The sequence below is a fragment of the Pseudomonas bharatica CSV86 genome, from assembly GCF_000319305.2.
Taxonomy (GTDB): Bacteria; Pseudomonadota; Gammaproteobacteria; order Pseudomonadales; family Pseudomonadaceae; genus Aquipseudomonas; species Aquipseudomonas bharatica.
The window spans coordinates 1384671-1411395 of sequence record NZ_AMWJ02000001.1; the positions used below are offsets into that span (position 1 = coordinate 1384671).

Here is a 26725-nt window from a genome sequence, read left to right on the forward strand (position 1 = left end):
GTGTTCTTAAGGTTAGAAACTCAATCCACCTGCGGCCGATTCTGGCTGCGCTCTGCCTTGTAGCGCACCGCTACCGCCGGTGCCGGCTTGGTCGCGCCGGTTTCCAGCCATTGGCGCATGCGGCTGGCATCGGCGAAGTGGGTGTACTTGCCGAAGGCATCGAGGATCACCATCGCCACCGGACGGTTGTCCATCTTCGTCAGCAGCACCAGGCAGTGGCCGGCATCGTTGGTGAAACCGGTCTTGGTCAGCTTGATATCCCAGTTCGGCTTGTTCACCAGATGATCGGTATTGCGGAATCCCAGGGTGTAGTTGGGCTTGCGGAAGGCCACGGTTTTCTCGCGGGTGGTGCTCAGTTCGCTCAGCAGCGGGTAGTTGCGCGCGGCCATGAGCAGCTTGGTCAGGTCGCGGGCAGTGGAGACGTTGCTCGGCGACAGGCCGGTCGGCTCGACATAACGGGTACTGGTCATGCCCAGGGCCTTGGCCTTGGCGTTCATCGCCTTGATGAAGGCGCCATAGCCGCCCGGGTAATGGTGGGCCAGGGTCGCGGCAGCGCGGTTTTCCGAAGACATCAAGGTGATCAGCAGGGTCTCGCGGCGGCTCAGTTCGCTACCCAGGCGAACCCGCGAGTAGACACCCTTCATTTCCTTGGTCTGGGCGATGGTCATGGTCAGCATCTCGTCCATCGGCTGCTTGGCATCGAGTACGACCATGGCGGTCATCAGCTTGGTCACCGAAGCGATCGGGCGCACCATGTCGGGATGGCTGGAATACAGCACCTTGTTGGTCTGCAGATCGACCAGCATGGCGCTGCCGGAAGCCAGGTGCAGCTTGGACGGGTCGCGCTGTTCGAGGGCGGAAGCGGGTTGGGCGACGGCGTTGGCGGTGACGCCGACGGTACCAGTGAGCATTAGCAGCAGACTGAAGATCGAGAGAGAGGTTTTCACGTAGGTGCTCACTAAAAGAAGGTATGTCGTTGGCAAGGCAAGGTTTTTTATTTTTCTAAGCGTGACATTGTGGAGTATGGCTTGGAGCCTGTCGATTGCCGCCCGTTGCTTAGTCCGAATATGAATAAACTTTAATCAGCTGGTACCAACTGGCAGCTAAAAGCCCCGTGCAACTCATCCTGCCCTGGCGCAAAGAATCTGAACTAGTCAGCGCCCGGGATCCTCCCTTGCATAGATAGCCAACAGAGTTTGCGCAGGGGATTCAATCATGGGACGCATGCCCGAGCTGGACGACGTGAAGGCCAGCCCCGCGGTGCACGGGGTGGTGTTGAAAACCTGTATCTTGAGCTGTTGCGCGGTGGCGTGACGGGCAGTGAGGAATGGCTGGCGGCCCAACTGCGCCGTGCCGATGCCCTGGGCGACGATCTGCCGGCGTCTGCTGGGCAGCTGGGCGCCTGGATCGAGCAGCGCAATGCGCAGGTCGCCCAGCGCTATGCCGATTACCTTGAGCAGCGCCGCGCTGGAGCACCGCGCCGCATGTTCAGCAACCGGGCCCACGCCTTGTATTTCCTTCAGCAGGTCACCCCGACCAAGGCTGTCGATGGTGCCTGGTTGCATGGGGTGCTGGCCCATTGGGACGACCCGCGTTACCACGGGCTCATTCGCATCTACCTTGAGGAACTGGGCGATGGCGACCCGGCCTGCAACCATGTGGTGATCTGGCGCCGCCTGCTCACCGAGCAAGGCTGCCACGAGCCGGTGCCGCTGGCCGATGAGCGTTATCTGCAAGGCGCGCTGCAACTGGCCCTGGGCTGCAACAGCGAAGCATTCTTCCCGGAGGTGCTTGGCTACAACCTGGGCTACGAGCAACTGCCGTTGCACCTGCTGATCAGCAGTCATGAACTGGACGAACTGGGCATCGACCCGCATTACTTCCGCCTGCACGTGACCATCGACAATGCCAGCACCGGCCACGCCAACAAGGCCCTGGAGGCGGTGCGGCAGTTCTGGCCGGAGCAGGGCGGCGATGAGTTCTATAGGCGCCTGGCCCGGGGCTATCGCCTGAACGACCTGGGCGCAGGCTCGATGGACGTGGCTGCGGGCTTCGACCTGGAAAGCGAGCTGTTGGCCGCCCTTGAGCGCAAACGGGTTTTCGCCCAGCACCTGCATTCGGACCGCTGCCGGTTCGACGGGCGCACGGTCAACGAATGGCTCTCCGCGCCCGGCAGCTTTCCGGCCTTTCTCGATGCGTTGCAGCGCCAGCGCTGGATCCTGCGTGATCGCGATCCCGCCGAGAGCCGTTTCTGGCAATTGGTGGAAGGCCCGCAGGCAGCGATGTTCGGGGTGTTCAGCCCTTATGAAAAGCAGTTGCTGCATGACTGGATCGCCGGTGACTGGCAGGCGCCGAAGACCCGTTCGGTGCCGGTGCTGTTCCCGGAGGTCGAGCGGCCTCGGCCGGAACGGGAGCTGTCGATTGCCGAACTGATCGAGCAGATGGCCGGTGACCGCCATGCCACGCCGCTGGGCCTGGCCGCCACCCGTCGCTACATTCAACTGACCGGCCTCAAGGGAGGGCATTGCCATGCAATTGACCGATGAGCAACGCCTGAGCGACGAGGCCCTGTTGCACCTGGGGCGGCGCCTGCATGCCGATGGCTACCGCTTCACCTGCGTTACCCCGCTGACCCAGCAGCGCTACCAGCAGCAGAACGCGTCGCGACCGGCGCTGACCTTGCGCGATGTATTCGGCTGGAACCTGGGGTTCGATGAGTCGTTGTTGTCGCCGGACGAATTGCAGCACATGCGCCAGGCCGGCATCGTCCGGCCACACGACGGGCTGCTGCGTAGCCAGGTGCGCTGGTCCAGCGTGCATGATCTGTTGCTGGTGCATTCGGGCTTCCCCACCGACACGGCGGATGCGGTGTTCTTCGGGCCGGACAGTTATCGCTTCGCACGGGTGATCGAGGCGCACTTGCAACATGCAACGGCGCCGATCGAGCATGCCGTCGAGATCGGCTGCGGTACCGGGATCGGCGCGCTGCTGATCGCCCGGGCGCGGCCCCATGCCCAGGTCAGCGCGCTGGATATCAACCCCCTGGCGCTGCGCTATTCGGCGGTGAACGTGGCGCTGGCCGAATTGGCCAATGTCTCGGTGGAGTACAGCGATGTGCTCGAAGGCATCACGGGCCGGTTCGACCTGATCGTCGCCAATCCGCCGTACATGCTCGATGCCCGGCAGCGCACCTACCGGCACGGCGGCGGCCGGCTTGGTGAAGGGCTGTCGCTGCGCATGGTCCGTGAGTCGCTGGAGCGCCTGGCCCCGGGCGGCAGCCTGCTGCTGTACACCGGCGTGGCCATGATCGACGGGCAGGACCCGTTCCTCGAGGCCCTGCGCGACGTGCTCGACCAGCCGCAGTGGGCCTGGTTCTACGAGGAACTGGACCCGGACGTGTTCGGCGAACAATTGCTCGAGCCGGGTTATGAACGGGTGGAGCGCATCGCCGCCGTGGCGCTGACCGTGACGCGACGGAGCTGAGCCATGGGCTGCACCTTCGGCATCGAGGAGGAATACCTGCTGGTAGACCTGGCCAGCGGACGCCTGCTCTACGACCCACCGCCGCAGGTGCTGGCAGCCTGTCGCGAGGTCTTCGGGGAGCATTTCGCTCCCGAGATGTTCCGCAGCCAGGTCGAGCTGGTATCTCCGGTCTTCGACAGCATGGCCCAGGCGCGGGATTTCCTGGCTTCACGCCGGGAGCGGCTGGCGCTGCAGCTATCGGCGGACGGCGTCGGGCTGCTCAGCGCCGGCAGTCATCCCTTGGGTGGCTGGAGCCAGCAGCGACCGACGGCAGAGGCGCACTACCGCCAGTTGTTCGAGGATTATCGCCAGGTGGCCCGGCGCAGCGTGGTATGTGGGCTGCATGTGCATGTCGGCGTACCCGCCGGGGTCGACCGGATTGCCGTGAGCAACCGGGTGCGGCGCTGGCTGCCGCTGTTGCTGCTGCTCAGCGCGTCGTCACCCTTCTGGGAGGGGCAGGACAGCGGTTATTGCAGCTATCGGCGGGTGCTGTGCGGGGAATGGCCGCGCATGGGCCTGCCGGAACCGCTGGACGACTGGGCGCATTACCAGGATTACCTGGCGTGGTTGCGCAGTACGGGTTCGTTGCGTACGGATGGCGACTGCTGGTGGGCGCTGCGGCCGTCGTCACGTTTCCCGACCCTGGAATTGCGCATCAGCGATGCCTGTCCGCGCCTGGAAGACGGTTTGTGCATCGCCGGGTTGTTCCGGCAGATGGTCGAATGGGCCATCAGGCAACCGGTACCAGGCAGGGCGCCTGACCAGCAGGCCCTTTGGCGCGAGCAGGAAAACTATTGGCGAGCCATGCGCCTCGGACGGCGCGGGCAATTCATTGGCGAGGACGGCAGCTCGCTGACCGCGCAGCAGTGGCTGACCGAGACCATGGATATCCTCCAGCCTGGCTGCGCTGAAGCGCGGGACGCTTTCAGCCGGGCCGGTGCCATCCTGTTGTTCGGCAGCAGTGCCGATCATCAGCTCACTGCCTTCGCCCTGGCCCGGCAAAGCGGGGCCAGCGAGGCGCAGGCGCTGCGCCTGGTGGTGAAAGGGTTGCTGGACGAAACCGCAGGGCAATAAAAAGCCCCGCCATGAAGGCGGGGCAAGGGGAGGTGTGCGGAGCAACGCACAAGGGAAAGACGGTTTCGCGGAGCTATGTTTCATGGATCTATGTTTCATGGAGCTACGTTTCGCGGAGCTATGTTTCGTTGAGCTATGCCTCGAAGGACCTGGCTGCTATATCACGGGCCTTTGCTTCGGCATCGGGTAGCGAGAGGATCGGGCCACCGATCTTCTCGCCGTCACGGACCAGGTACCAGCAAACCAGCAATCCGACATCCCTCAGTGGAGATGGAACGGCGCTGCCGACGACGGACATGATGCTGATGGTGGCCATGGCGAGTACTCCCTCTGGGTCATGCCGCCAACCTTACGTGTCACGCGGGCTGTGGTGAAATCAGTGTTCTCAATAGTGTTCATTGATGAAATCCACTACCAGCGCGGCGGGCCGTAATAGACCGGCGGCGGGCCATAGTAGCGGTGGTAGTGCGGTGGTGGCGCCGGCACATAGCGCTCCACGACCGGGTAGGGCTGGTAGTACACCACCGGTGGCGGCGGGGGTGGCGGCTGGTAATAGACCGGCGCAGGCGGTGGCGGCGGGTAATACGCCGGGGCCCGTTCCACTACCACGGTCCGTTCCGGGCCACCGGACACGGCAGCACCGACCACGGCACCCACTACGGCTGCACCGATGACCGGACCTGCACCCCAGCCACCGCCGTGGGCGGAGGCTTGTCCAGACAGGGCCAGGGCACCGATCAGCAAGGCAATACCGGGTATATGACGCTTCATGATGATTCCTCGCAGAGCATAACGCCGCCCGATACAGCGGGTCGGGTTACCACTATGACCGCTATTTCGAAAGCTTTCGCCGGGGCCCTTGGTAAAGGTTTTGTAAGGGCCGATCAGCGGTAGGGCGCGGGCTTGGGCATACTGTCGGCTTTCGTGGTTTTCCGGAGTTCGTCATGACCCCCAGCAAAGACACCGTCCTGTGCATTTCCCTGGCCGGCCGCCCCGGCACCTTCGGCGTACGCTTCCACAACCACCTGTACGCGCAACTGGGGCTGGATTACTACTACAAGGCAATGACCACGCGCGACCTGCCGGGGGCGATCGCCGGGATCCGTGCCTTGGGGATCCGTGGCTGCGGGGTTTCGATGCCTTACAAGGAGGCCAGCATCGCCTTGGTGGACGAACTGGATCCGTCGGTGGCGGCGATCGACTCGCTCAATACCATCGTCAATAGCGACGGGCATCTGAAGGCCTACAACACCGACTACATCGCGGTGCGGCACTTGATCGAGGCGCATGGGCTCGATCGTCAGTGGTCGCTGGCGTTGCGCGGCAGCGGCGGGATGGCCAAGGCGGTGGCCTGTGCGTTCCGGGATGCCGGGTTCAGCAATGGCACCATCATCGCTCGCAATGAAGAGGCAGGGCGACGCCTGGCGGGGAATTGTGGTTATGAGTGGCGGGCGGAGGTCGGGGATCTGCGTCCGGCGTTGCTGGTGAACGTGACGCCGATCGGCATGGCCGGTGGTGTGGAGGCGCAGGAGCTGGCGTTTTCCGAAGCGCTGATCGATGCCGCCCGGGTGGTCTTCGATGTCGTGGCGATGCCGGCGCGCACGCCCTTGATCCTGGCCGCCGAGGCGCGCGGCAAGCGGGTGATCACCGGGCTGGAGGTGATTGCCTTGCAGGCGCTGGAGCAGTTCGTGCTGTATACCGGCGTGCGGCCGACGCGGGAACAGGTGCAACTGGCGGTGGCTTTCGCCCGGATTTAGAGGGTGCTCTTTCGGGCCTCATCGCTGGCAAGCCAGCTCCCACAGGTACTGCACAGGTCTTGAAGTTTGTGCTGACCTGTGGGAGCTGGCTTGCCAGCGATGAGGCCGGTCGGATCAAATCATTGCTCTAGCCGTGCCAGGCGTTCTTCCAGCGCCGCAATCCGCGCTTCCAGGGCTTCGATGCGCTCCGCCGAAACCCCGCTGGCGACCCGCTCCGGCCCTTGCTGGCGTGCGGCCAGGATCGCCTCGATCTCCTCCGGATCCCCCAGCGCGTGGGTATAACGATCTTCCCGCTGCCCCGCCTGCTTCGGCAGGTGCAGGGCCAGGTCCCTGGCAACCAGGCGCTCCAGTTGGTGCTGCACTTCCTCGGTGTCGGCGAACTCATGCATGCGCTGGCTACGGGTCAGCAGTTCGTTCAGGGTCTGTGGCCCACGCAGGAACATCAGCCCCATCAGGATCAACTGCGCCGGCACCAGCTCCAGTGCCTTGTCCACCCGCTGTTCCCAGCGGTCGGCGCGGCTGCCCATCTGCAGGCGCACCAGGCCTTGGCCCTCAAGGCTGCGCAGGCTCTGGCCGATCTGGCCTTGGGTCAGGTTCATCACCGGCTCGCGGCTGGTTTTCTGGTTGCAGGCCAGCATCAGCGCGTTAAGGGTCAGGGGATAGGTTTCCGGGCTGCTCGCCTGTTTCTCGATCAGCGAGCCAAGGATGCGCACTTCGGCGGGGGTGAATCGGGCAGTGGCGGAAGAATCGTGCTCGTCGGACATGGCCCTGTCTCTTTGCATGAAAAGGGTCATAGCCTAGGGGCGCAGGCGGGTAAAACACAAGCGACCGATGGCGTGAGGCCATCGGTCGCGAACGGTATCAGGCGCGCCGGGCTTCGGCTTCGCAGGCCGCGGCGGTGAACAGCACGTCGGTGGAGGAGTTCAGCGCGGTCTCCGCCGAATCCTGGAGCACGCCGATGATGAAGCCCACGGCCACCACCTGCATGGCGACTTCGCTGGGAATGCCGAACAGGCTGCAGGCCAGCGGGATCAACAGCAGCGAACCGCCGGCCACACCCGAGGCCCCGCAGGCGCAGACTGCCGCGACCACGCTGAGCAGCACGGCGGTCGGCAGGTCGACGTTGATGCCCAGGGTATGCACGGCCGCCAGGGTCAGCACCGTGATGGTGATCGCCGCACCGGCCATGTTGATGGTGGCGCCGAGGGGAATGGACACCGAGTAGGTGTCTTCATGCAGGCCGAGCTTCTCGCTGAGGGCCAGGTTGACCGGGATGTTCGCCGCCGAACTGCGGGTAAAGAAGGCGGTAATGCCGCTTTCGCGCAGGCACAGCAGGGTCAGCGGGAACGGATTGCGGCGGATCTTCCACCAGACGATCAGCGGGTTCATCACCAAGGCCACGAACAGCATGCAGCCGATCAGTACGGTCAGCAGGTGCAGGTAGCCGAGCAGCGCGTCGAGGCCCGACTGCGCCAGGGTCGAGGCCACCAGGCCGAAGATCCCCAGCGGGGCGAAGCGGATCACCACGCGCACGATCATGGTCACGCCGTTGGACAGGTCATCCAGCACGCTGCGGGTGGTGTCGCCCGAGTGACGCACGGCGATGCCCAGGCCGATGGCCCACACCAGGATGCCGATGAAGTTGCCGTTGACCAGGGCGTTGACCGGGTTGTCCACGGCACTGAGCAGCAGGCCCTGGAGTACTTCGGCAATGCCGCCGGGGGCGCTCATCTGCGCTTCGCCGGTGTTCAGCACCAGGGTCGAGGGGAACAGCATGCTCGCCACCACCGCGACAACCGCCGCGCCGAAGGTGCCCCACAGGTACAGGGCGAGAATCGGCCGGATGTGGGTTTGCTGGCCCTGCTTGTGATTGGCGATGGAGGCCATGACCAGCACGAACACCAGGATCGGCGCCACCGCCTTCAGGGCACTGACGAAAACCTTGCCGACGAAGGCCAGGTTGGCCGCGACCCCTGGCGCGATCAACGCCAGGGCGATGCCGGCGATCAGGCCGATGACGATTTGCAGCACCAGGCTGGTGCGGTTGAGCAGAGTGAGGACGGGCAGCATAAGGGTTGTTTCTCGGTCTTGGCAGACGCCGGCGAGGCCGGCCGGAAAAAGGGCGGAACTCTAGCATAGAGTGCCTGCCCCAACCCAAGGTGCCGTCCGGCGGTAGGTCTGCCGGCGCTGTCGCTGTTACCATGCGCGGCCGTTTCGAGCCGACGCGCTCACCGTTGGAGCCTGGATGTTCTTGCCCATTCTGTTGCTGGCCGCGGCCGGCTTCACCGTATTGACCACCGAATTCCTTATTGTCGGCCTGTTGCCGGGGATCGCGCGCGACCTGGGGGCAGCGTGCCCCGTGCCGGGTTGCTGGTGACCCTGTTCGCCTTCACCGTGGCCGCTTGCGGCCCCTTCCTGACCGCCTGGTGCGCGCGTTTCCAGCGCAAGCGCCTGTTCGTCGGGGTGTTGCTGCTGTTCGCTGCGTCCAACCTGCTGGCAGCGCTGGCGCCGAACTATTGGGTAATGGCGCTGGCGCGGCTGGTTCCGGCCCTGGGGTTGCCGGTGTTCTGGTCGCTGGCCAGCGAAACGGCGGTGGATATCGTCGGCCCGGCCTATGCCGGTCGGGCGATCAGCAAGATCAGCTTCGGCGTGGTCTGCGCCATGGTCTTCGGCATTCCCCTTGGCACCCTGCTGGGCGATGCCTGGGGCTGGCGCGCCGCTTTCGGCGTGCTGGCCCTGCTGGCATTGGCCAAGGCCCTGTTACTATGGCGCTTTCTGCCGCATACCCCGCGCAAGAGCGAGGCCACCTCGCTGCGCAGCCAGTTTGGCGTGCTGCGCGGGCGCCTGCTGCAAGGGCATGTGCTGTTGTCGGTGCTGGTGTTCAGCGGCATGTTCACCGCCTACACCTACCTGGCAGACCTGCTGGAGCGCCTGGCCGGCTTCGACGGCAAGCTGGTCGGCTGGTACCTGATGGGCTTCGGTGCGGTGGGCCTGATTGGCAACAGCCTGGGGGGCCGGGCGGTTGATCGTCATCCGTTGCTGGCGTCGGCAGGCTTCAGCGCGCTGCTGGTGATCGCCTTGCTGGTGGTGGTACCGGCGATCGGCTCGCCGGTCGGCCTGATCCTGGCCCTGGCCTTGTGGGGCTCGACCCAGGCGGCGCTGTTCCTGGTCAGTCATGTCCGGGTGATCAAGGCTTCACCCTCGGCACCGGCTTTCGGCGCCTCGTTGAATATCGCCGGGGGCAACCTTGGCATTGGCCTGGGCGCAGTGATCGGCGGCCTGGTGATCGATTATCTAGGCCTGGGCAGTGTCGGTCAGGTCGCTGCGCTGCTGATCGGCCTGTCGGTGGCCCTGGCCCTGTGGCTGAGCCGCTTCAAGCCAGTGGCCAGTTGAACAGCTCGCGGCGCGCACCCTCGGTGATGGCGACGATGCCCGGATGCTTGACCTTGCGCTCCACCGAGATGGCATAGAACGACTCGGTCACGGCGTCGGTCTGGCCGATCAGTTCGACACCGTATTGCCGGCACACCTCCTCGGCAATCACGCTGGGCGCGATGAATATGCCGCTGCCGGACTTGCCGAAGGCCTGCATGAGCGCGCTGTCGTCGAATTCACCGACGATCCGCGGCTGCAATTGCTGCTCGGCGAACCAGCGCAGCAGGCGGTTGCGCACCATGGTCTCCTGGCCGGGAATCAGCAACGGCGCGTGCTGCAGGCAGGCGGGGAAGGGCAGCGGCTGGCGCCCGGCCAGTTCCGGGGTGGCGAGGAAGCTGATGCCGCATTCGCCCAGTTTCTGGCTATAGCCTTTGATGTCCAGGTGGCCGGGCATCGGGCTGTCGGAAATCACCAGGTCCAGGCGCTGGATCGCCAGGTCGGCGAGCAGGCGCTCCAGCTTGTCTTCGCGGCAACTGATGCGCAGCGGTTCGGCTAGTTCCATGGTCGGGGCGATCAACCGGTAGACAATGGACTTGGGCACCACATCGGCTACTCCGACGCGGAACAGCACCTGCTGCTCGTTGGGTTGCGCGCGCAGCATGGCTTCCAGCTCGCCTCCGATCTGGAACATCTGCTCGGCGTAGGACAACGCCTGGCGCCCGGTTTCCGTCAGCTCCAGCTGGCGCCCGACCCGCTGGAACAGCTCGATGCCATAGGTCTGCTCGAGCAGGCTGATCTGCCCGCTGATGGTCTGTGGCGTCAGGTTCAGCTGTTCGCAGGCGCGCACGATACTGCCGGTGCGGGCCACGACCCAGAAGTAATGGAGCTGGCGGTAATTGAGCATGTGAGGTGCCGATTCGGAAAAACCGAAGTATAACCGCTGAAAATACGAATTTTTCTGAAGTTTTCCGCTCTCTAGAATGCCTCCCATTGCGGCGCCACGTTTCGCGCGCCGACGCCATTGCAGTGAGGACGACATGCTCTATCTCAAATCCATTGGTACACCGCTGGTGCTGGTCATGGCCCTGTTCGCCCTGGGTGGCTGCGAGCAGGCTGAAAAATCCGCCCAGCAGATGCTCAACCAGGCGGCCGAATCGGCCAAGCAGGCCATCGACAAGACCAACGAAGCGGCCCAGCAGGCGCTGAGCGAAGCCACCGGTTCGGAAAAAACCGACAAGGAAGACAGCAAGGACGCCGACGGCCAGAAAATCTGATCTATTTTTTCAATAACCCCCTCTCAGGACCTGATACATGGAATACCTGCTGGAACTCGCTGCAAGCCCGACCGCCTGGGTCGCCCTGGCCACCCTGGTGGCGATGGAGATCGTCCTTGGTATCGACAACCTCATCTTCATTTCCATCCTGACCAACAAGCTGCCAGTGGAGTACCGCTCCAAGGCCCGCCGCATCGGCATCTCCATGGCCCTGGTGATGCGTCTGGCGCTGCTGAGCACCGTGGCCTGGATCGTGCAGCTCACCGAGCCGGTGATCGACATCCTCGGCAAGAGCTTCTCGTGGAAGGACATGATCCTGATCGCCGGCGGCCTGTTCCTGCTGTGGAAAGCCACCAAGGAAATCCATGAAAGCGTGGATCCCCGGGCCAAGGAAGAATCGGCAGCCTCGTCTACCATTACCCTGGGCTTTGCAGCGGCCATCGGTCAGATCCTGTTGCTGGACATCGTCTTCTCCATCGACAGCATCATCACGGCCGTGGGCATGACCGAACACCTGCCGATCATGATCATCGCGGTAATCAGTGCCGTAATCGTGATGCTGGTAGCCGCCGACCCGCTGGCCAAGTTCATCAACGACAACCCGACCGTGGTGATGCTGGCACTGGGCTTCCTGATCATGATCGGCATGACCCTGATCGCCGAAGGTTTCGGTGCCCATGTGCCGAAAGGCTACGTGTATGCAGCGATGGCGTTCTCTACCGCGATCGAGGTGCTCAACATCATGTCGCGCAGGGCTCGTCAGCGCCGTGAGGCCAGCGAGGTTTGATCAACCGGATCTGTTGCGTGCTGTAGTTTGGGGGCTCCTTCGGGAGCCCCTTTTTTATGGCAGGCGGCTGGCGGATCAGTGCGCGTTGGCGTGACGACGGCCAGCCCGGCGATGGGCTGGTGCGGCCGGCCTGGTCGCTGCATGCGGATCCTGGTGGTGCAAATGGTGGCGGCGGGCGATGCGCAGTACACCCCACAACATGGCAGCGGCTACGCTCAGCCAGGCTGCGATCAACATGAAGATAGCCATGGTCAGGCTCATGGGTGCCTCCTTCTTCAGTACAGGCGGGACCTGTAACTCAGACACCTGATAAGTCTAGACGGTCAGTTATTTCAGGCTATTGACCGAAGGTCCAAGTGCTAGACCGCTTTGTTCCAAGCCCGGCGCGGGCTATACCGTTGCCGTCCGTCGGCCTATGATCGGCCCTTTGACCCTGTCGAGCGAGGACCCATGCCGATCCTTTCCATTGCCCCGCGCCGCCTGATGCTGGCCTTTCTCCTGGCCGCCGGCCTGGCCGGGTGTGCCAGCCAGCCGTCTTCCGAGCTCAGGCAATTGCCCCAGCGGGTCGAGCTGAGTTCCGTACCGTTCTTCCGTGGCAACGCCGACCAGAGTGCACCGATGGCGCTGGCTGCGTTGCTGTCGCAGCAGGGCGTGCGCGTGACGCCGGGGTTGCTGGGCCTGCCGAAACAAGCCGAAAAGCTCCAGGCCGGGGTTGAGACCACGGCGCGTCAGTACGGCATGCTGGTCTATCCGCTGGATCACAGCCTGGCCGCGCTGCTGAGCCAGGTCGCCGCGGGCTATCCGGTGCTGGTGCGTTTCCAGGAGGGCTCGGCCTTCTGGAGCGAGCCGCGCTACGGGCTGCTGGTGGGCTTCGATCGGTATAAGCAACGGGTATTGCTGCGTGCGGGCAATAGCCGCCGGCTGTTGATGGACTTCGATGCGTTCGAGTCGGCGTGGAAGAAAGAGGGCAGTTGGGCGGTGCTGGTCCAGCAGCCAAGGCAGTTGCCGGCCGCGGTGGATCGGCAGCGCTGGTTGAAGGCGGCCAATGATCTGGCCCAGGCGGGGCAGGAGCAGGCGGCGCGGCAGGCGGTCGAGGCGATCGGGCGCTGAGCCTTGTGTTGCTCTTGAGGGCCCTATCGCTGGCAAGCCAGCTCCCACAGTGTTGGGAGCTGGCTTGCCAGCGATAGGGCCGGGACTGACAGCAGGGATAAACCTGCTGCCAGCAGCAATTAAACCCCCAGGCGATCCCGCAGGCTGTAGTACCAGGCGCCGATCGCACTGAACGGCACGCGGAACATCTGGCCACCCGGGAACGGGTAGTGCGGCAGCTCGGCAAAGGCATCGAAACGCTCGGCCTGGCCACGCAGCGCCTCGGCCAGTACCTTGCCGGCCAGGTGGGTGTAGGTCACGCCGTGGCCGCTGCAGCCTTGCGAGTAGTAGATGTTGTCGCCAATCCGGCCAACCTGCGGCAGGCGCGACAGGGTCAGGAGGAAGTTGCCGGTCCAGGCGAAGTCGATCTTCACGTCCTTCAACTGCGGGAAGGCCTTGAGCATCTTCGGCCGGATGATCGCTTCGATGTTCGCCGGGTCACGCGCGCCGTAGACCACACCGCCGCCGAAGATCAGGCGCTTGTCGCTGGTCAGGCGGTAGTAGTCGAGCAGGTAGTTGCAGTCCTCGACGCAGTAGTCCTGCGGCAGCAGGGTACGCGCCAGTTCGTCGCTCAGCGGTTCGGTGGTGATCACCTGGGTGCCGCAGGGCATGGACTTGGCCGCCAGCTCCGGAACCAGGCCACCGAGGTAGGCGTTGCCGGCGACGATGATGAACTTGGCCCGCACGCGGCCGTTTGGCGTATGCACCACCGGGTTGGCGCCGCGCTCGATGCGCACGGCTGGGGATTGTTCGTAGATCTTGCCGCCCAGGGATTCCACGGCGGCGGCTTCGCCCAGCGCCAGGTTCAGCGGGTGGATATGACCGCCGCTCATGTCCAGCATGCCGCCGACATAGTTATCGCAGGCCACCACTTCGCGGATGCGCTTCTGGTCCATCAGTTCCAGCTGGGTGTGGCCGAAGCGTTCCCACAGTCGCTTCTGCGATTCCAGATGGCCCATCTGCTTGCTGGTCAGGGCGGCGAATACGCCACCGTCCTTCAGGTCGCATTGGATGTTGTACTTGGCGACGCGCTCGCGAATGATGCGCCCGCCTTCGAAGGCCATCTGCCCCAGCAGTTGCGCCTGGCGCGGGCCGACGGTGCGTTCGATGACATCGATGTCGCGGCTGTAGCTGTTGACGATCTGCCCGCCGTTGCGGCCAGACGCACCGAAGCCGACCTTGGCGGCTTCCAGTACGGTGACGCTGAACCCGTTCTCCAGCAGGAACAGGGCGCTGGACAGGCCGGTGTAGCCGGCACCGATCACGCAGACATCGGTCTGCACTTCTTCCTGCAGGGCGGGGCGCTGGGGTACCGGATTGGCCGAGGCGGCGTAATAGGATTGTGGGTAGGCGATGGTGGCCATGCGCGGTGAACCTCTAAACGATGACTTTGTAGTTGTGTGTTTTGTATTTTTTACGGATGCGCCAATCCTATCAACAATAATAAACACCCGCCAGCCGGGCTGACGAAATCCCCTAAAGCCGGCCCAAGCCTCAAGCGTAAGTAAAAAATTTCTATTATTCAGTGGTTTAGGCGAAAAAAAGGTTGACACACCTTGTCGAAAGCGTAGAATGCCGCCTCACAGCAGGCACATAGCTCAGTTGGTTAGAGCACCACCTTGACATGGTGGGGGTCGTTGGTTCGAGTCCAATTGTGCCTACCAAGCATCACCGCTCCTGTTGGCGGTCAAGCAGAAAGGGCGATCCGAGAGGGTCGCCCTTTCTGTTTTCGCTGTGTCTGCCCGAACCGTCCCGGCTTTACGCGGCCCGCTCAACCCACGCATGATCGCTCCACTCGAAGACTGCGGATTCGTCAGCCTTCGCGTCTGGCTCGACGACCACCGGCCCGAAGCGGACCTGAACAGAGGCGCAGTAACAGGCGCGCATCGCTACATCCGCCGGCCCGGGCACAGCCTCCAGGCCCTTCTTCTCCCAGTTGGCGACCGTCTGCACATCGACGCGCAGCAGGGCTGCCAGTTCGCTCTGGACCAGGCCCTGCTCCTTTCTCAGGAAGCGAAACTGATGCCCGGACATCGGCGTGGTCTGGCCGAGAATGTCTACTGCAATGGCCCGGTGCAGGCCATCGATGTCTTCGATGACCACACCACCCCCATACGAGGTTTCCACCATCTTGTAGCCATTCTTCAGGAAGATCCCGTTCAGGCCGCAGCCGGTATATTCGTACATCTCAAATCTCCCAGACGGTAATGGCGAAAAGCTCGCCAGGGATTGCGACCGGCTTTACAGCCGCTACGACGCAGACGATATCCCGTGGCGCCGGTTCGCTCATGCGGAACTCGAAGCTCTGGTGTCCTGCGTTGTAGAACGGTCCGCGGACGATGGATCCACGACGCAGGCAGGACAGTACCTCGACCGTCGACACCCCGCGCTGCTCCATTCGCTGCAGGCAATGCCCCGTGAACACGACCCTGGCCGAATCCCTGGCCAATGCGTGAACGAATTCCTCGAGCTGTTGCTTCGTCCATAAAGGCTGACGGCTCATTTCGGTTACCTATAATTTTTATAGGTTACTCTATGGTAATGCGCAACCTGGGTTCGTCAATTGGTAGCTGATTGATGGCCAATGTTCTTCGCAGAAGGGATGAGCATCGACCGCCGACGAGACTCAGGCGAAACGATTTCCCTGGGCAAGCGCTGTGCTGGATCAAAAAGTAACCAGGGACCGGGCGGCCTGTGTTGAGTTTTCCTTGTCTGCCGCCACGCGCTTTTTGAAGTCGCTGATTCTTTTGCAGATTTTCTTCAATCTTGCAGTTGACAGCCTCAGCCAAGTGCGTAGAATGCCGCCCCACAGCAGGCACATAGCTCAGTTGGTTAGAGCACCACCTTGACATGGTGGGGGTCGTTGGTTCGAGTCCAATTGTGCCTACCAAACATCACCGCTCCTGTTGGCGGTACAGCGAAAAGGGCGATCCGAAAGGGTCGCCCTTTTTGCTTTTCGCGTTTCGGACGCGACGCGAATCGTCGTCGGCCATTTCGATAATCTGTCTGACGAAGCGTGAAGCAAGGAGAGAAGGATGACGGGGTTCGACCTGCGAATACTGCGCGACGCACGCCATGTACTGGTTTTTACCGGCGCCGGCGTTTCGGCGCGCAGTGGCATTCCGACCTTTCGCGATGCCTTGGGCGGCTTGTGGAGCCGCTACGACCCGGCCAGCCTAGCCACCGCCGACGCCTTTCGCCAGGATCCGGCGCTGGTCTGGGGCTGGTATCAATGGCGGCGGGCCCAGGTGTTGGCCGCCAGGCCCAATCCGGCGCATCTTGCAATCGCCGAACTGGCTCGCCGGGTCCCGCGCCTGACCCTGGTGACCCAGAATGTCGATGACCTGCACGAGCGTGCAGGGTCCCAGGAGGTAATCCATCTGCACGGCAGCCTGCATGCGCCGCGCTGTTTTGCCTGTGCCCGGGCCTACGCCGGCAGCGATGCCGAGCCGGCACGGGTCGAGGAGGGCGAGCGCATCGAGCCGCCTCGTTGCCTGCGTTGCAATGGCAGGATCCGTCCCGGCGTGGTCTGGTTCGGCGAGGCATTGCCTGAGCGGCCCTGGCGCGAGGCGCTGGCCGCCGCGAGGGCGTGCGATCTGCTGCTGGTGGTCGGCACTTCCGGCTTGGTGATGCCTGCTGCGCAGCTTCCCCAGGTGGCCCGACAGAACGGTGCCAAGGTGGTGCATGTCAATCTCGACGCGGAGCCGGCGGACGGGGCAACGACCTTCACCCTGGCAGGTGACGCGGCAGAGATCCTGCCGCGCCTGCTTCTGCAAATGGCTGATGATCAGGCCGGCCCGTAGGCCGCCGCTGCTCGTTGCAGGGTCCCGGCAATCTGCTGGCGCAGGGCGGGTGGCTCGTGCACCACCAAGGCATCGCCCAGCGACAGGATCCACCAGTGCAGTTGCCAGGTATTGGTCACCGTAGCGCTCAGGTGGAAACCGTCCTCGACTTCCTCCAACTGCATGTCGCTGCTCAGTGGCGTTTCGCGGATCAGCCGGGCCTGGTGCTCGCTGACCCATGCCTGCAAGCGGATCTTCTCTGGTTTGCCGAACTGCAGGGCATCGCTGTCGAGGTAGGCCTGCAGTTCGAAGGAATCCAGGCCCCGGCAGGATGAATCGAGCAAGACGGCGTTGCGGAACCGGTGCACGGCGAACTGGCGGACATCGGTATAGGGCTCGGCGGTGGCGATCAGGTAGGTGATCAGGCCGCGCTGCACGATTGCCAGTGGATTGAGGGTCAGTTCGCTGAGCTTGTCGTTATGTGCTGAATAATACTGGCACTGCACCTGCCGTTCGCTGATCAATGCCTGCTGCAGCGGCTCGAGGATTCGTGCCTGGACCTGGGGTGCCTGCAGATTGAAATCCGGCCGCACGCTGGCCACCTTGTCCGGCCAGCGTGCGGCCGGATTACCGTCGCCCAGGCCCTTGAGCTTGGCCCGGGCGTGTTCGAAGCGTGGTTCCAGCACGCTCAGCATGCTCCCCGGCAAGAGTGGGCGAACCGCATCCTCGACCAGGGCGAGGCTGACCGCTTCGGTCAGGGTGATGCCTTGCAGTTCCACATTAACGCCCGGCTTCCAGTACCAGCCGAAGGGCGTACCGCCATCGTTGCATTGCAAGGGAAAGACTACCGAGAGGTCGCGCAGGTCTCGTTCGATACTGCGCCGGCTGATGCTGTAGCCGGCGGCGGTGAGGCGCGCCAGCAATTCGCTGACGGTGATGCCGGGCGGGCGTTTGGGCAGTTGCTGCAGCAGTTCCCATTGTCGATTGAGGGCGCTGTGGGTCTTGGCGGAAGGCACCTGGATCATCCTTGTGGGGTCGGGGCTGGCCTTTGGCTAGCAATCAAGCGGGCGAGTTTCTGCCGATCCGCAGCCCCTCGCAAGCATTAGTTGGTCCAGGCGGCGAAGCCGATCGGGCGTTGCCGGGCCGCGGGCTTCAGCTGGCATTCGGCAAGCAGTGCACTGGCCAGCCCGGCGGCGCTGGCAAAGGGTTTGAAGCGCGCACGGCGGGCGACCAGGGCGAAATCTCCCGGCGTCAGGCAGGTTTCGCTGAGCAGGCCCTGCACGGCGCGGCCACCGGCATCCTTCAGGCCAAGGGCTTTCAGGTGTGCAGCGAACAGGTTGCGGATCTGCGTCGGGTTCAGATAGCCGAAATGTACCTTGAGATCGAAGCGGCGCAGCGAGGCTTCATCGAGGTCGGACATCAGGTTGGTCGAGGCGATGAACAGCCCGCTGTAGCTTTCCATTTGCGTGAGCATTTCGTTCACAGCGGTGATTTCCCAACTCTGCCGGGCCTTGCGTCGGTCCCTGAGAAAACTGTCGACCTCGTCCAGCAGCAACACCGCGTCCTCCTGGCGGGCCCGTTCAAAGGCATCGGCCAGGTTCTTCTCGGTGCTGCCGACGTAGGGCGAGACCAGGTCGGATACGCGCTTGACCATCAGCGGCTTGCCCAGCTCGCGGGCCAGCCAGTGGCCGAGTGCGGTCTTGCCGGTGCCCGGTGGCCCGTAGAAACACAGACGGGCCTGGGAGTGGGCCTGCAGGCCGCTGACCAGGCCGTCGAGTGCCAGGTCGGTGTTGATCCACTGTGGCGAATAGAAGGGCGGCAAGCCTTGCTCGTCGGGCTGCAGCCGCTCGAAACCCTGGGCCTTCAGGGTGCTGTCGACGATGCTGCGAACGGCGTTGTCCAACGGTTTTCCGGCGCGTTGGGCGAGGCTGCGTCCCACCCGTATCGCCCGCTCCAGCACGGCCGGGGTCATCTGTTCATGGCTGCAAAGGTGCTCGACCAATTCATCGCCCAGCTTGCCGCCGCTGCATTCACGCAACAGCTTGCGACGTTGCGCCAAAGGCGGATTGGGCACTTCGATGACCAGGTCGAAACGACGGACATGCGCGGCGTCCATCGCTTCGATGCTGTTGCTCAACCAGAAGCAGGGCAGGGCGTTTTCTTCCAGCATGCGGTTGATCCAGCCCTTCTGCGAGCGGCTGCCGGCTTCGGGGCTGGCGTGGTGGAAGATGTCCTCGATTTCGTCGAGTACCAGCAGCGCCCTCTGCGAGCGCAGCACGCTGTCGGCCGCCCGCAGCGAGCACAGGCGCTGACGGGCCTGGACCGGGTCGCCGTGCTTGTCGGTGCAGGCCACCTCGTACAGCACGCAGCCGAGGTTCCTTGAGATCAGCCGGCTCAATTGGGTCTTGCCGGTGCCGGGAGGGCCGTAGAGCAGGATGTTGACCCCGGGGCGCCGCTGGGCCAGGGACTTTTCCAGATAGCGTTCGGCAATGCCCAGCGAGTGCTTCAGATGGCTGTAGTGCTCGGCGTTCAGGTTCCCCGGCGGGCTGGGGCGGAAGGCGTAGGCGAACAGCTCCAGGGGCTGGCCCTGGCTGAAACGCAGCAGGCCGGGCAGCTCGGTATTGCTGATCGACAGCATCGAACTCAGGGCCATTGCTGCACGGTTGACGGTGCCCAGCTCGAGCAGGCCGCTGCGCATCAGGGTGCTGCTACGTGCCAGGCAGGCTTCCACGGTGGGCAGGTCAAGCCCGAGCAGGACCGACAGCACTTTCATGGTCCGATTGATGCCCAGCAGGCTCAGTTGGTCGGTAGCGTCGCTCAGGGTCGGGTCGCAGAACATCAGTACGCAGAAGCCGAGGATGCGCAACTCGGCCTCGTTCAGCCCCAGCAACCCGGCCAACGCCGCCAGGTTGTTGCCCAGTCGGTCCGGGTAGGTTGGTTGCGGGTGCTCCGCGTGGAAGGCGCGCGCGTTCCTGCGCAGGGCTGCCAGCACCCGGACCGTATCGAAGGTGTCGCCCTCGACCCATTTCTGCAGGCCCAGCTCATGGGCCAACTCGTCGTCGTTGAAACCGTGGCGAGTGATGAAGTTGCGGTGTCCGCCCAGTTCCAGCAGCAGTTGGTAGCTCCATCTCAGGGACAACGGGCAGGTATCGGCGACGCGCAGGCTGGTGCGGCCGAGGGGGCTGAAACAGATCGCCATATCGACTTCTCCTGAGGCTGTGGGCGCGCAGGATGGGCCAGGGGATGGTCACAATGTGTCGTCAGGGAGATGGACGGGATGAGGCGGGTTACGGCGGGCGCAGATTGCTTCTCGGAAGGAAAAGAGGAACGGCCCACGATCGAGCCGCTCGCAAAGGGAAATCAGGGGACGCGGATCAACTCGACGCCACTCTGCACCAGCTCGAAGCGATCTTCGCCCAGGTGGTTGACCCGATCGCCGATAGCCAGGCGGTAGGTGGTAATCGGTAACGAGGCGGCACTTCCATCGGCCTGCAGGGTGGCTTCCTGAAACTCATGCACGGGATAGATGCGTCCTTCGGCGTCCCTGGCATGAAATTGCCCGACCAGTACTGCTGTCATTTCGGTTATGACCTCTGAAAAAAATGATCTGCGTGGTTCATAGACCGTACCGGTCCGTAGGAAGTTTTGTAGGACCAGGAAAAAAACCTCCCGCCACTCGTCCATCATCTATAACTGTCTATTCCCTAATTCACGCAGATGGTGGTGCTCATGAGTCAGGTTTATACGGTTGCGGTGCTGGTCGGCAGCCTGCGCAAGGCGTCCTTGAATCGCAAAGTGGCCCAGGCCCTGGGTGAGCTTGCGCCGTCGAGCCTGAAGCTTAAGATCGTCGAGATCGGCGAGCTGCCGTTGTACAACGAAGATATCGACGTTGATCCGCCGGCGGCGTACAAGGCTTTCCGCGAGCAGATCAAGGACACCCAAGGGCTGCTGTTCGTCACCCCGGAGTACAACCGCTCGGTGCCGGGGGCCTTGAAGAACGCCATCGACGTCGGGTCGCGGCCTTACGGGCAGAGCGTGTTCAGCGGCAAGCCGGGAGCGGTGATCAGCGTGTCGCCGGGGGCGGTGGGCGGGTTCGGTGCCAACCATCATCTGCGCCAGTCCCTGGTGTTCCTCGATGTGCCGTGCATGCAGCAACCGGAGGCCTATGTGGGCGGCGCGGGGAGCCTGTTCGACGAGCAGGGGAAACTGTCGGAGAAGTCGCGGCCGTTCCTGCAGGGGTTCATCGACAGTTATGCCAAGTGGGTGGCCAGACACCAGGGCTGAGTGTTCGGGGCCGCCAGGCTGGCACTGCACGCTTGAATCTGGCGTAAGATGCCGGTACCGGCATGACCCAAGGCGAACCCCTGTTGAACACGGCGAAAGACACCATCTCCATGCAATTGGTGCGCGAAGCACTGCTGCAAAGCTGCCCGCCGGGGGTTGCCACCGCCGAGGTGCTGGGCCGGGTCGATATCGACCCGGCCCGGCTCGATCAGCCCGATGCCCGCGTCCCGGCCAGCGCCTATGCCCGGCTCTGGCGCTTGCTGGCGCGACGCTGCAACGACGAATTCTTCTGCATGGACCCGCGCGGACTGCGCAGCGGCAGCCTGGCCTTCATCTGTCGCTCGTCCATGGCCCAGCCCACGGTGGGCGCCGCGCTGGCCTCGGCCCTGGAATTCCTGACCCTGACATTCGAACACCTGCAGCCGGTGCTGGTGCGCCAGCAGAGCCTGGCCGAGATCGTGATCGGCGAGCCGCAGCAGGAGGCGCGCCGGCCCTTCACCTATTTCACCTTCTGGATGATCGTGCACGGCGTGGCCTGCTGGCTGGCCGGGCGGCGCATCCCGATCCTGGCCATCGAGCTGCGCTGCGCCGAACCGGATTTCTGCGATGACTACCGGGTGATGTTCTCGCAGAACCTGCAGTTTTCGCGACCGCGCACGCGGATGATCTTCGCCGCCGATTGCCTTGACCTGCCGGTCAAGCGCAATGGCGAGGAATTGCAGCGGTTCCTGGCCCAGGCGCCCGGCAATATCCTGGTCAAGTACCGCGATCCGGACAGCCTGGCGCGGCGCATCAAGGACGACCTGCGCCAGCGCCCGGCTGCGCAGTGGCCGGAAACCGAAACCCTGGCCCGGCACCTGTGCATCTCCGCCTCGACACTGCGCCGCCGGCTGGCCGAAGAAGGTCAGACCTACCAGGCACTCAAGGACAGTGTGCGCAAGGAACTGGCGATCGGCTGGCTGGCGCAACCGAACCTGGGCTTTGCCGAGATTGCCGAACGCCTGGGCTTTGCCGATGTGAGCTCTTTCCACAAGGCCTTCCGCAAGTGGTCCGGGAGCAGTCCCGGGCATTACCGGACGCTGGTACTGGCCAGTTCCTGAAGGGGCCTGCTTCCTTTGGCGATCAGCCGGCGTCCAGGGCCTGTTCGGTGAAAGTCCGTGCCTGCTCGTGCAGGGCGTTTTCACGCTCCATGCCGAGCTGGTTCATGCGCTGCAGATAATCGCCTTCCGGCATCTGCGTCCGGGCTTCGCACAGGCGTTCGAGGCTGTCCCAGAAACGTGCCTCTATACGTCGGAAGTCCGACCCGTGTCGCTCGCGCAGATGCTCGAGCCAGAAATCCTGGCGGGCGATGAAGTCGGCCAGCGCGGGACTGGCCTCGGCAGTCTCCACCGCCGTCCTGGCTTGGGCGAGGTCAAGGTCGGACAATGCGGCCATGTCGCCGAACTGCATGTGCCGGGGCTGTCCGGGCAATTGCAGGACCTCGGCCAGGCGCACGCGCAAGGCCAGGCTGATTTCCACTTCGTCCACCAGTTCGCCCGCCAGGTGCCGCTGCGCAATCAACTGCAAGGCGTGCTTTTCCAGGCGATCCAGGCGGAACAGGCGGCGGGCGAAGGCGAGCAGCGCCGTCCCATGCTCGGTCTCGGGCACCCTGGCGGCAGCCAGGCTGACCTGCAGACGTACATCGAGCACGCTAAAGCTCGATGACACACTGTCCACGCACGTGGTCGGTGCATTGGCCAGCTCGAACAACGACTCGCGCAAGGCGGTGTTTTCCACCGCGGCGGCGATCATCTGCCATACGCGCTGTTGTAGATGCTCCGGCGCCAGGCGGTACTCGGCGGTGTCCAGCAGGTCGCCGATCAAGCTGAAGAATGCTGTCGAACCCGGCTCGGCGCGCAGGCTCTGCCATTGTCCGGCACGCTCGCGCATGAGGTCATCGTGCATGCCGGCCAGCCACTGTTCGCAGACCTCATCGCTGGTGCTCTGTTCCAGGCCCGCCCTGTCCATCTCGCCAAGCCCCACAAGCGCTCGCGCACCTCGGGATGCAACGGATTGTCGAACAGCACGGTAGCGCTGCGGATGCGCGCGGATGCAGAGAAGAACGCCTCCGGCAACTGCTCCAGCTGGTTGCCGCGCAGATCTGCAAGTTCCAGGAAGGCCCGGTTGACCAGGCCCCCTGGCAGGGCCGCGATACCCGTACCGCGCAGGCTCAGGCGTCGCAGGCGTAGCAGGGGACTGACGTCGGGGCTGCGACCGAGTGGATTGCGATCCAGGCTCAGCACCTCCAGGCGGTTCAGTCCGGACAGCGTAGCCTGGCTGGAGTCGTCCATGCAGATCTGGTTGCCGTCCAGATACAGCTCCTGCAACTCGGTCATGCTCGCCAGCGCCGGCGGGATCCGCTCACAGGTGTTGTGTCCGAGGTCAAGCCAGCGCAATCGGGTGAAGCTACGCAGGAAGCCGTTTACCGCGATACCCTGCCTGGCGCCGGAGAGGTTGAGCTCCAGCACATGGGAGAAGTCCACTGCTTCCGGCAGTTCCGGCAGGTCGCCGCCGAGGGAGCGTGCCAGGTCCAGTCGATAACCGATGATGCGGCCTTCCATATCCGTTACCGATGAGGTTTGCCGGCACCAGCCGCGGCGAATTTCGTCGGCCACCCGGCGCCGCGCGCCGCGGGCCAGCAACGGGGCGCCCTGCGTCCAGCGGGCCAGTGCCTGGTCGAGGTTGCGCAGGTTTTCCTGACCGCGCAACAGAGCGCCCATGGGATCGCCGTCCAGTTGCTGGATCTGCTCCAGCCAGACTCTGGCCTCCAGTTCGCTGAACCCGGGATACAGGCTGCGCACCATGCTGGTGAGAGTGGTACTGCCGGGACGTCCCCGACCGCTGAGTGGGTAGCCGCGGCGCCCGTCTGCCAGGCGTTGCGGCGCGCGGAAGTAAACCGGTGGTCGACTGATGCCGAGCAGGCCGGGCAAGCGCTCGCGGTCGATGTCGGCTTGCTGCCGCAGGAGGATGAGCATGGCCGTGGCATCGTTGCACCCCAGGGCTGCGCGTTGCTGGGCCCCAAGCCCGTCCACCAGGGCCTGGAACAGGCTGCCGCTGGCCTGGCCCAATGCCGCTCCGCCGGTTTCGTAGGCGCGGAATTGCCCGTCCCTGCCCACCAGAACCCGGACCTCATAAGCCTCGGCCAGGGGCAGGACCCGTTCTATGACAGGACCATCGAAGCTGTTTTCGCGCAGTTCGAAGCTCAGCCCGCGGGGCCACTGCGGCAAGCTGCGGAACAGGGAAAACACCATGCGCACCGTATCGCTGCCACAACGGCTGTCCAGATACAGTCCTTCCAGCGCCTGCAGAACGCGTACCTCGCGCATGGCCTGGCGGGCTTTTTCCTGAAGCTCCAGGGGCAGGCGCTGCTCGGCATGCAACTCGCCGGTATCCGCCAGCAAGGCTTCTATGAAACGCTCGGGCAGCCCGGGGAACAGTTGCTGCACGCGCAGGCCTGTGGCGTCCAGGGTAGGAGCGGTCTGCCGCGCCAGCTGTTCGAACAGTGCTGGCCGCAACGCCTGTGCATCGGCTGTCCAGGCCAGGCGCTCGTCGTCGACGGTGGGGGAGGCGGGCTGCAGCTCCCGGGCGGCGGCACAAAGGCCGGCATCCAGCCGGTCAATCGGGGTGCCGTCGTCGAGCTGTTCGAAGAAGTCGGCGATGCGCGCATCCAGGCTGAAGTCGGCCAGGACCTGGACCAGTTCCACCGGCATGGGCCGACGCTCTACAAGCAACCCGCGCAGGCTTGCCTCGTCATGGCCGCAGATCGCCGCAACCTGTTCGCAGGCCACTGGGCTCAGGCCGTCGGTACGTGGCCCGAAGCGACGCAACAGTGCAGCGCGGCCCTGCCATTGCAACGGGTCCTCGCCGCTCTGCCACCAGGCGCCGTCGCCGTTGCCGGTCAGTTCCGGGGTCCAGGCCCCGCGGCGCGATGGGTGGACGATGCGCCAGCGTGCCTCGGCCGTGGGCCGTCGCACTTCGAGCAGTTGCTCGCCGTTGCGCCACCAATGGCGTCCCTGCACCCGCACCAGGCCATCGGCATCGGCGGGTTGCTGCAGGGCCAGAGGTGCCTGGTGGTTGGAGCGCTGCGCCGACCAAAGCACCCGCCTGCCATCGCTACGGACCACAGGCAGCAGAACATCGACGAACGCGCTGCGCTTGAGCTGGCGCGCGACCATGCCCACTCCTGCACCGACCAGCGCGGTGATCGCCAGATTGCCGACCACGCCGAACAAATGGTCTAGCGCCTCCTGGCGTTGGCCGTGGCTCCAGTCGACCACGCCCTCGTAGGTTTCCGAAAGCACGTCCTTGATCAGCCCCGCCAGCATCAGTTCGCCGATCCCCGGGATAAACGAGGCGAGCAGGCTGCCCACATTCGCGCCGACGGACTTGAGCGCTTCCATGCGCTGGCGATGCAGTGCCTGGTCGATCGCAGCGGTAGGTACCAGCAGTTGCGCGGCATCCGAGCGGATTCTGGCGATCTGTTGTCGCGCCAGCCATTCGAAAGGCGCAGGTCCGGTCGCCAGGCTTCGCACCTGCAACGTTGGTAATGCTGCCAACAGGCTGGACTGCAGCATGCCGAGGAAGCTCAGACGGTCGTCCCGTTGCAGTTGTCGACTGATGAACTCGGCGTAATCCGCATTGCGCAGACAGGAAGCCAGGTCGTCATTGAGCGCGGCCAGCGATACGCACTGGCGTATTGCCCGGTCGGGGTCGTTGGCCAGGTACAGCAGTACCTGACCGGCGAGCTTCGGATGGCTGGCGGATGCCTGCAACAACAGTGCGCCGTGCACGTCGAAGCCGAGCAGTTGCAGATGCCCGATGCTGGCGTCACTGGCCGGGCGATCATTGGCCAGCTCCAGCAGCAATTGCTCGGCGTCGGCATCGATCTCGCCCTTGAGCAAGGCACAGCGGGCATGGGCAGCCAGGGCCGCGCGCTTGTCGTCGCTCAGCAGCTTGATGATCTGCTGGCGCTGCAGCGGATCTTCGGGCTCCAGGACCTCACGCAAATGCTGTTGGTATTGCCCGCCCAGGTCCAGCTTGCGGCATCGCGCCGCGACTTCGGCTGGCGCGCAAGCCAGCAGCCTGCCGTCCTCAACGATGCCGGTGCCCGGGTAATGGGCCCGGGCTGCGCCTCATCCTGCTCGAAATTGCCCAGCAGACGGCTCCACAGGTCTCTGTCCACCGGGTAGTAGTGGAATGATGGCAAATCCACATCGGTGATGCGGAACACCGGCATCTTCACGCTCAGGCGGATATCGCGCCACACCGACCTGGCCGGCTGCGGTGTGCAACCAAGCCCGCGCAGCATCTCGAGCAACCGTGGCTCGGCGAAGTGCTTCGGGGCCTGGATGCGCCCGAGCAATTCGCCGACCCGGGCCTGAAGGTGGTGGTGGCTGGACAGGCTTTCGCGCAAGGCGTCGAGCTGTTCGATGGAGGCGCGTTTCAGCCATTCGGGACTTTTGGCGGCGATGAAGCGGTCGAGGGCGTGGGCATCGGTGAGCGGGGGCGTGTCGTTCATGGGAGGCTCCTGGGTTTCAAAGCCGGGAGCCTAGAGGGATAAGGTCAGTCGCTGTCAGCGGGAACACGCCCCTCCGGGAAAAGCCTGCAGGCACGCCGTGATGCATTTCCATCTATTCGCTGGCAAGCGTCCGTTCCTAGCCTGCGGCTCTTCAACCCGAGGAG

Annotated in this window: 26 protein-coding genes, 2 tRNA genes and 1 pseudogene; 13 read left to right on the plus strand and 16 right to left on the minus strand. The window is 64.2% G+C overall.

Annotated features, from left to right (window positions below):
* Positions 1–20: 20 nt before the first annotated feature.
* Positions 21–947 (minus strand): D-alanyl-D-alanine endopeptidase, encoded by a 927-nt coding sequence (gene pbpG / locus CSV86_RS06085; RefSeq protein WP_037058468.1) that lies wholly within the window; start codon positions 945–947, stop codon positions 21–23.
* A 363-nt stretch (positions 948–1310) separates the two neighbouring features.
* Between pbpG and CSV86_RS06090 the strand changes: the two genes are divergently transcribed.
* From CSV86_RS06090 to CSV86_RS06100, 3 genes are read left to right on the plus strand one after another with little or no spacing between them, the layout of a single operon-like run.
* Complete coding sequence (locus CSV86_RS06090) at positions 1311–2546, plus strand: iron-containing redox enzyme family protein (protein WP_311985790.1); 1236 nt, start codon at positions 1311–1313, stop codon at positions 2544–2546.
* On the plus strand, positions 2530–3483 hold the full coding sequence (locus CSV86_RS06095; RefSeq protein WP_009394605.1) for a methyltransferase: 954 nt from the start codon (positions 2530–2532) through the stop codon (positions 3481–3483). Before CSV86_RS06090 ends, CSV86_RS06095 begins: the two co-directional genes overlap by 17 nt.
* A gap of 3 nt (positions 3484–3486) precedes the next feature.
* Complete coding sequence (locus tag CSV86_RS06100) at positions 3487–4596, plus strand: carboxylate-amine ligase (protein WP_009394606.1); 1110 nt, start codon at positions 3487–3489, stop codon at positions 4594–4596.
* A gap of 133 nt (positions 4597–4729) precedes the next feature.
* Here CSV86_RS06100 and CSV86_RS06105 read toward each other — a convergent pair whose 3' ends face one another.
* Together CSV86_RS06105 and CSV86_RS06110 are read right to left on the minus strand one after the other, a co-directional pair.
* Positions 4730–4912, minus strand: coding sequence for a hypothetical protein (locus CSV86_RS06105; RefSeq protein WP_009394607.1), 183 nt, complete (start codon positions 4910–4912; stop codon positions 4730–4732).
* 95 nt (positions 4913–5007) lie between these two features.
* On the minus strand, positions 5008–5367 hold the full coding sequence (locus tag CSV86_RS06110; RefSeq protein WP_009394608.1) for a hypothetical protein: 360 nt from the start codon (positions 5365–5367) through the stop codon (positions 5008–5010).
* Between the two features lie 173 nt (positions 5368–5540).
* On the opposite strand from CSV86_RS06110, the gene CSV86_RS06115 reads away from it, so the two are divergent.
* On the plus strand, positions 5541–6353 hold the full coding sequence (locus tag CSV86_RS06115; protein ID WP_009394609.1) for a shikimate 5-dehydrogenase: 813 nt from the start codon (positions 5541–5543) through the stop codon (positions 6351–6353).
* 119 nt (positions 6354–6472) lie between these two features.
* Here CSV86_RS06115 and CSV86_RS06120 read toward each other — a convergent pair whose 3' ends face one another.
* Both CSV86_RS06120 and sstT read right to left on the minus strand, forming a co-directional pair.
* Positions 6473–7117, minus strand: a complete 645-nt coding sequence (locus CSV86_RS06120) for a YceH family protein (RefSeq protein WP_009394612.1) — start codon at positions 7115–7117, stop codon at positions 6473–6475.
* A gap of 97 nt (positions 7118–7214) precedes the next feature.
* Positions 7215–8423: a serine/threonine transporter SstT gene (gene sstT / locus CSV86_RS06125; protein WP_009394614.1), complete on the minus strand. Its 1209-nt coding sequence runs from the start codon at positions 8421–8423 to the stop codon at positions 7215–7217.
* A 175-nt stretch (positions 8424–8598) separates the two neighbouring features.
* Here sstT and CSV86_RS06130 point away from each other — a divergent pair.
* Positions 8599–9746 (plus strand): annotated as a pseudogene (locus tag CSV86_RS06130) (MFS transporter).
* Here the strand turns inward: CSV86_RS06130 and nhaR are convergent.
* Positions 9727–10632 carry a transcriptional activator NhaR gene (nhaR, locus tag CSV86_RS06135; RefSeq protein ID WP_009394618.1) on the minus strand — a complete coding sequence of 302 codons (906 nt, stop codon included), beginning with the start codon at positions 10630–10632 and terminating at the stop codon, positions 9727–9729. The pseudogene CSV86_RS06130 and the gene nhaR sit on opposite strands and share 20 nt — an antisense overlap.
* A 133-nt stretch (positions 10633–10765) precedes the next feature.
* Between nhaR and CSV86_RS06140 the strand changes: the two genes are divergently transcribed.
* Together CSV86_RS06140 and CSV86_RS06145 are read left to right on the plus strand one after the other, a co-directional pair.
* Positions 10766–11002, plus strand: a complete 237-nt coding sequence (locus CSV86_RS06140; RefSeq protein WP_009394620.1) for a hypothetical protein — start codon at positions 10766–10768, stop codon at positions 11000–11002.
* A gap of 37 nt (positions 11003–11039) precedes the next feature.
* The gene (locus CSV86_RS06145) at positions 11040–11789 is read left to right on the plus strand and encodes a TerC family protein (protein WP_009394622.1); all 750 of its coding nucleotides are present in this window, start codon (positions 11040–11042) and stop codon (positions 11787–11789) included.
* A 75-nt stretch (positions 11790–11864) separates the two neighbouring features.
* Here the strand turns inward: CSV86_RS06145 and CSV86_RS06150 are convergent, their stop codons facing one another.
* Positions 11865–12050 (minus strand): hypothetical protein, encoded by a 186-nt coding sequence (locus tag CSV86_RS06150; protein ID WP_009394625.1) that lies wholly within the window; start codon positions 12048–12050, stop codon positions 11865–11867.
* Between the two features lie 189 nt (positions 12051–12239).
* On the opposite strand from CSV86_RS06150, the gene CSV86_RS06155 reads away from it, so the two are divergent.
* Positions 12240–12899: a peptidase C39 family protein gene (locus CSV86_RS06155; protein ID WP_009394627.1), complete on the plus strand. Its 660-nt coding sequence runs from the start codon at positions 12240–12242 to the stop codon at positions 12897–12899.
* A 119-nt stretch (positions 12900–13018) separates the two neighbouring features.
* Here the strand turns inward: CSV86_RS06155 and CSV86_RS06160 are convergent, their stop codons facing one another.
* Entirely contained in the window at positions 13019–14302 is a 1284-nt protein-coding gene (locus CSV86_RS06160) for an NAD(P)/FAD-dependent oxidoreductase (protein WP_009394629.1), read from the minus strand.
* 223 nt (positions 14303–14525) lie between these two features.
* Here CSV86_RS06160 and CSV86_RS06165 point away from each other — a divergent pair.
* Positions 14526–14602, plus strand: a tRNA-Val gene (locus CSV86_RS06165).
* A 94-nt stretch (positions 14603–14696) separates the two neighbouring features.
* Here the strand turns inward: CSV86_RS06165 and CSV86_RS06170 are convergent.
* Both CSV86_RS06170 and CSV86_RS06175 read right to left on the minus strand, forming a co-directional pair.
* A complete protein-coding gene (locus CSV86_RS06170; protein WP_009394630.1) occupies positions 14697–15125 on the minus strand; it encodes a helix-turn-helix domain-containing protein in 429 nt (142 codons plus the stop codon).
* A gap of 1 nt (position 15126) precedes the next feature.
* Positions 15127–15441, minus strand: a complete 315-nt coding sequence (locus tag CSV86_RS06175) for a DUF4258 domain-containing protein (protein WP_009394635.1) — start codon at positions 15439–15441, stop codon at positions 15127–15129.
* 310 nt (positions 15442–15751) lie between these two features.
* Between CSV86_RS06175 and CSV86_RS06180 the strand changes: the two genes are divergently transcribed.
* Together CSV86_RS06180 and CSV86_RS06185 are read left to right on the plus strand one after the other, a co-directional pair.
* Positions 15752–15828 (plus strand) — tRNA-Val (locus CSV86_RS06180).
* A gap of 145 nt (positions 15829–15973) precedes the next feature.
* Positions 15974–16741: an SIR2 family NAD-dependent protein deacylase gene (locus tag CSV86_RS06185; protein WP_009394639.1), complete on the plus strand. Its 768-nt coding sequence runs from the start codon at positions 15974–15976 to the stop codon at positions 16739–16741.
* Here CSV86_RS06185 and CSV86_RS06190 read toward each other — a convergent pair.
* The 3 genes from CSV86_RS06190 to CSV86_RS06200 form a co-directional block, all read right to left on the minus strand.
* Complete coding sequence (locus CSV86_RS06190; RefSeq protein WP_037058472.1) at positions 16726–17736, minus strand: helix-turn-helix transcriptional regulator; 1011 nt, start codon at positions 17734–17736, stop codon at positions 16726–16728. The two genes, CSV86_RS06185 and CSV86_RS06190, sit on opposite strands and share 16 nt — an antisense overlap.
* A gap of 86 nt (positions 17737–17822) precedes the next feature.
* Entirely contained in the window at positions 17823–19919 is a 2097-nt protein-coding gene (locus tag CSV86_RS06195; protein WP_009394642.1) for an AAA family ATPase, read from the minus strand.
* Positions 19920–20080: 161 nt separating this feature from the next.
* Positions 20081–20299, minus strand: coding sequence for a hypothetical protein (locus tag CSV86_RS06200; RefSeq protein WP_009394644.1), 219 nt, complete (start codon positions 20297–20299; stop codon positions 20081–20083).
* Positions 20300–20449: 150 nt separating this feature from the next.
* Between CSV86_RS06200 and CSV86_RS06205 the strand changes: the two genes are divergently transcribed.
* The gene (locus CSV86_RS06205; RefSeq protein WP_009394646.1) at positions 20450–21004 is read left to right on the plus strand and encodes an NADPH-dependent FMN reductase; all 555 of its coding nucleotides are present in this window, start codon (positions 20450–20452) and stop codon (positions 21002–21004) included.
* A gap of 62 nt (positions 21005–21066) precedes the next feature.
* Positions 21067–22104: an AraC family transcriptional regulator gene (locus CSV86_RS06210; RefSeq protein WP_009394647.1), complete on the plus strand. Its 1038-nt coding sequence runs from the start codon at positions 21067–21069 to the stop codon at positions 22102–22104.
* Positions 22105–22126: 22 nt separating this feature from the next.
* On the opposite strand, the gene CSV86_RS06215 is transcribed toward CSV86_RS06210, so the two are convergent.
* The 3 genes from CSV86_RS06215 to CSV86_RS06225 are packed head-to-tail and all read right to left on the minus strand — an operon-like array spanning position 22127 to position 26561.
* Positions 22127–22948, minus strand: coding sequence for an NEL-type E3 ubiquitin ligase domain-containing protein (locus tag CSV86_RS06215; protein WP_170394458.1), 822 nt, complete (start codon positions 22946–22948; stop codon positions 22127–22129).
* On the minus strand, positions 22864–26079 hold the full coding sequence (locus CSV86_RS06220; RefSeq protein WP_311985821.1) for a dermonecrotic toxin domain-containing protein: 3216 nt from the start codon (positions 26077–26079) through the stop codon (positions 22864–22866). Before CSV86_RS06220 ends, CSV86_RS06215 begins: the two co-directional genes overlap by 85 nt.
* Positions 25989–26561, minus strand: coding sequence for a hypothetical protein (locus CSV86_RS06225; protein WP_170394464.1), 573 nt, complete (start codon positions 26559–26561; stop codon positions 25989–25991). Before CSV86_RS06225 ends, CSV86_RS06220 begins: the two co-directional genes overlap by 91 nt.
* Positions 26562–26725: the final 164 nt, after the last annotated feature.

Coding starts and splice junctions, on each gene's coding strand:
- CSV86_RS06095 (WP_009394605.1), top strand. CDS start 2,530: ATGCAATTGACCGATGAGCAACGCCTGAGCGACGAGGCCCTGTTGCAC.
- CSV86_RS06145 (WP_009394622.1), top strand. CDS start 11,040: ATGGAATACCTGCTGGAACTCGCTGCAAGCCCGACCGCCTGGGTCGCC.
- CSV86_RS06100 (WP_009394606.1), top strand. CDS start 3,487: ATGGGCTGCACCTTCGGCATCGAGGAGGAATACCTGCTGGTAGACCTG.
- CSV86_RS06110 (WP_009394608.1), bottom strand. CDS start 5,367: ATGAAGCGTCATATACCCGGTATTGCCTTGCTGATCGGTGCCCTGGCC.
- CSV86_RS06205 (WP_009394646.1), top strand. CDS start 20,450: ATGAGTCAGGTTTATACGGTTGCGGTGCTGGTCGGCAGCCTGCGCAAG.
- CSV86_RS06225 (WP_170394464.1), bottom strand. CDS start 26,561: ATGAACGACACGCCCCCGCTCACCGATGCCCACGCCCTCGACCGCTTC.
- CSV86_RS06150 (WP_009394625.1), bottom strand. CDS start 12,050: ATGAGCCTGACCATGGCTATCTTCATGTTGATCGCAGCCTGGCTGAGC.
- CSV86_RS06185 (WP_009394639.1), top strand. CDS start 15,974: ATGACGGGGTTCGACCTGCGAATACTGCGCGACGCACGCCATGTACTG.
- CSV86_RS06170 (WP_009394630.1), bottom strand. CDS start 15,125: ATGTACGAATATACCGGCTGCGGCCTGAACGGGATCTTCCTGAAGAAT.
- nhaR (WP_009394618.1), bottom strand. CDS start 10,632: ATGCTCAATTACCGCCAGCTCCATTACTTCTGGGTCGTGGCCCGCACC.
- CSV86_RS06195 (WP_009394642.1), bottom strand. CDS start 19,919: ATGGCGATCTGTTTCAGCCCCCTCGGCCGCACCAGCCTGCGCGTCGCC.
- CSV86_RS06160 (WP_009394629.1), bottom strand. CDS start 14,302: ATGGCCACCATCGCCTACCCACAATCCTATTACGCCGCCTCGGCCAAT.
- CSV86_RS06120 (WP_009394612.1), bottom strand. CDS start 7,117: ATGTCCGACGAGCACGATTCTTCCGCCACTGCCCGATTCACCCCCGCC.
- CSV86_RS06155 (WP_009394627.1), top strand. CDS start 12,240: ATGCCGATCCTTTCCATTGCCCCGCGCCGCCTGATGCTGGCCTTTCTC.
- CSV86_RS06140 (WP_009394620.1), top strand. CDS start 10,766: ATGCTCTATCTCAAATCCATTGGTACACCGCTGGTGCTGGTCATGGCC.
- CSV86_RS06105 (WP_009394607.1), bottom strand. CDS start 4,912: ATGGCCACCATCAGCATCATGTCCGTCGTCGGCAGCGCCGTTCCATCT.
- CSV86_RS06115 (WP_009394609.1), top strand. CDS start 5,541: ATGACCCCCAGCAAAGACACCGTCCTGTGCATTTCCCTGGCCGGCCGC.
- CSV86_RS06175 (WP_009394635.1), bottom strand. CDS start 15,441: ATGAGCCGTCAGCCTTTATGGACGAAGCAACAGCTCGAGGAATTCGTT.
- CSV86_RS06210 (WP_009394647.1), top strand. CDS start 21,067: ATGACCCAAGGCGAACCCCTGTTGAACACGGCGAAAGACACCATCTCC.
- CSV86_RS06215 (WP_170394458.1), bottom strand. CDS start 22,948: ATGCACGATGACCTCATGCGCGAGCGTGCCGGACAATGGCAGAGCCTG.
- sstT (WP_009394614.1), bottom strand. CDS start 8,423: ATGCTGCCCGTCCTCACTCTGCTCAACCGCACCAGCCTGGTGCTGCAA.
- CSV86_RS06200 (WP_009394644.1), bottom strand. CDS start 20,299: ATGACAGCAGTACTGGTCGGGCAATTTCATGCCAGGGACGCCGAAGGA.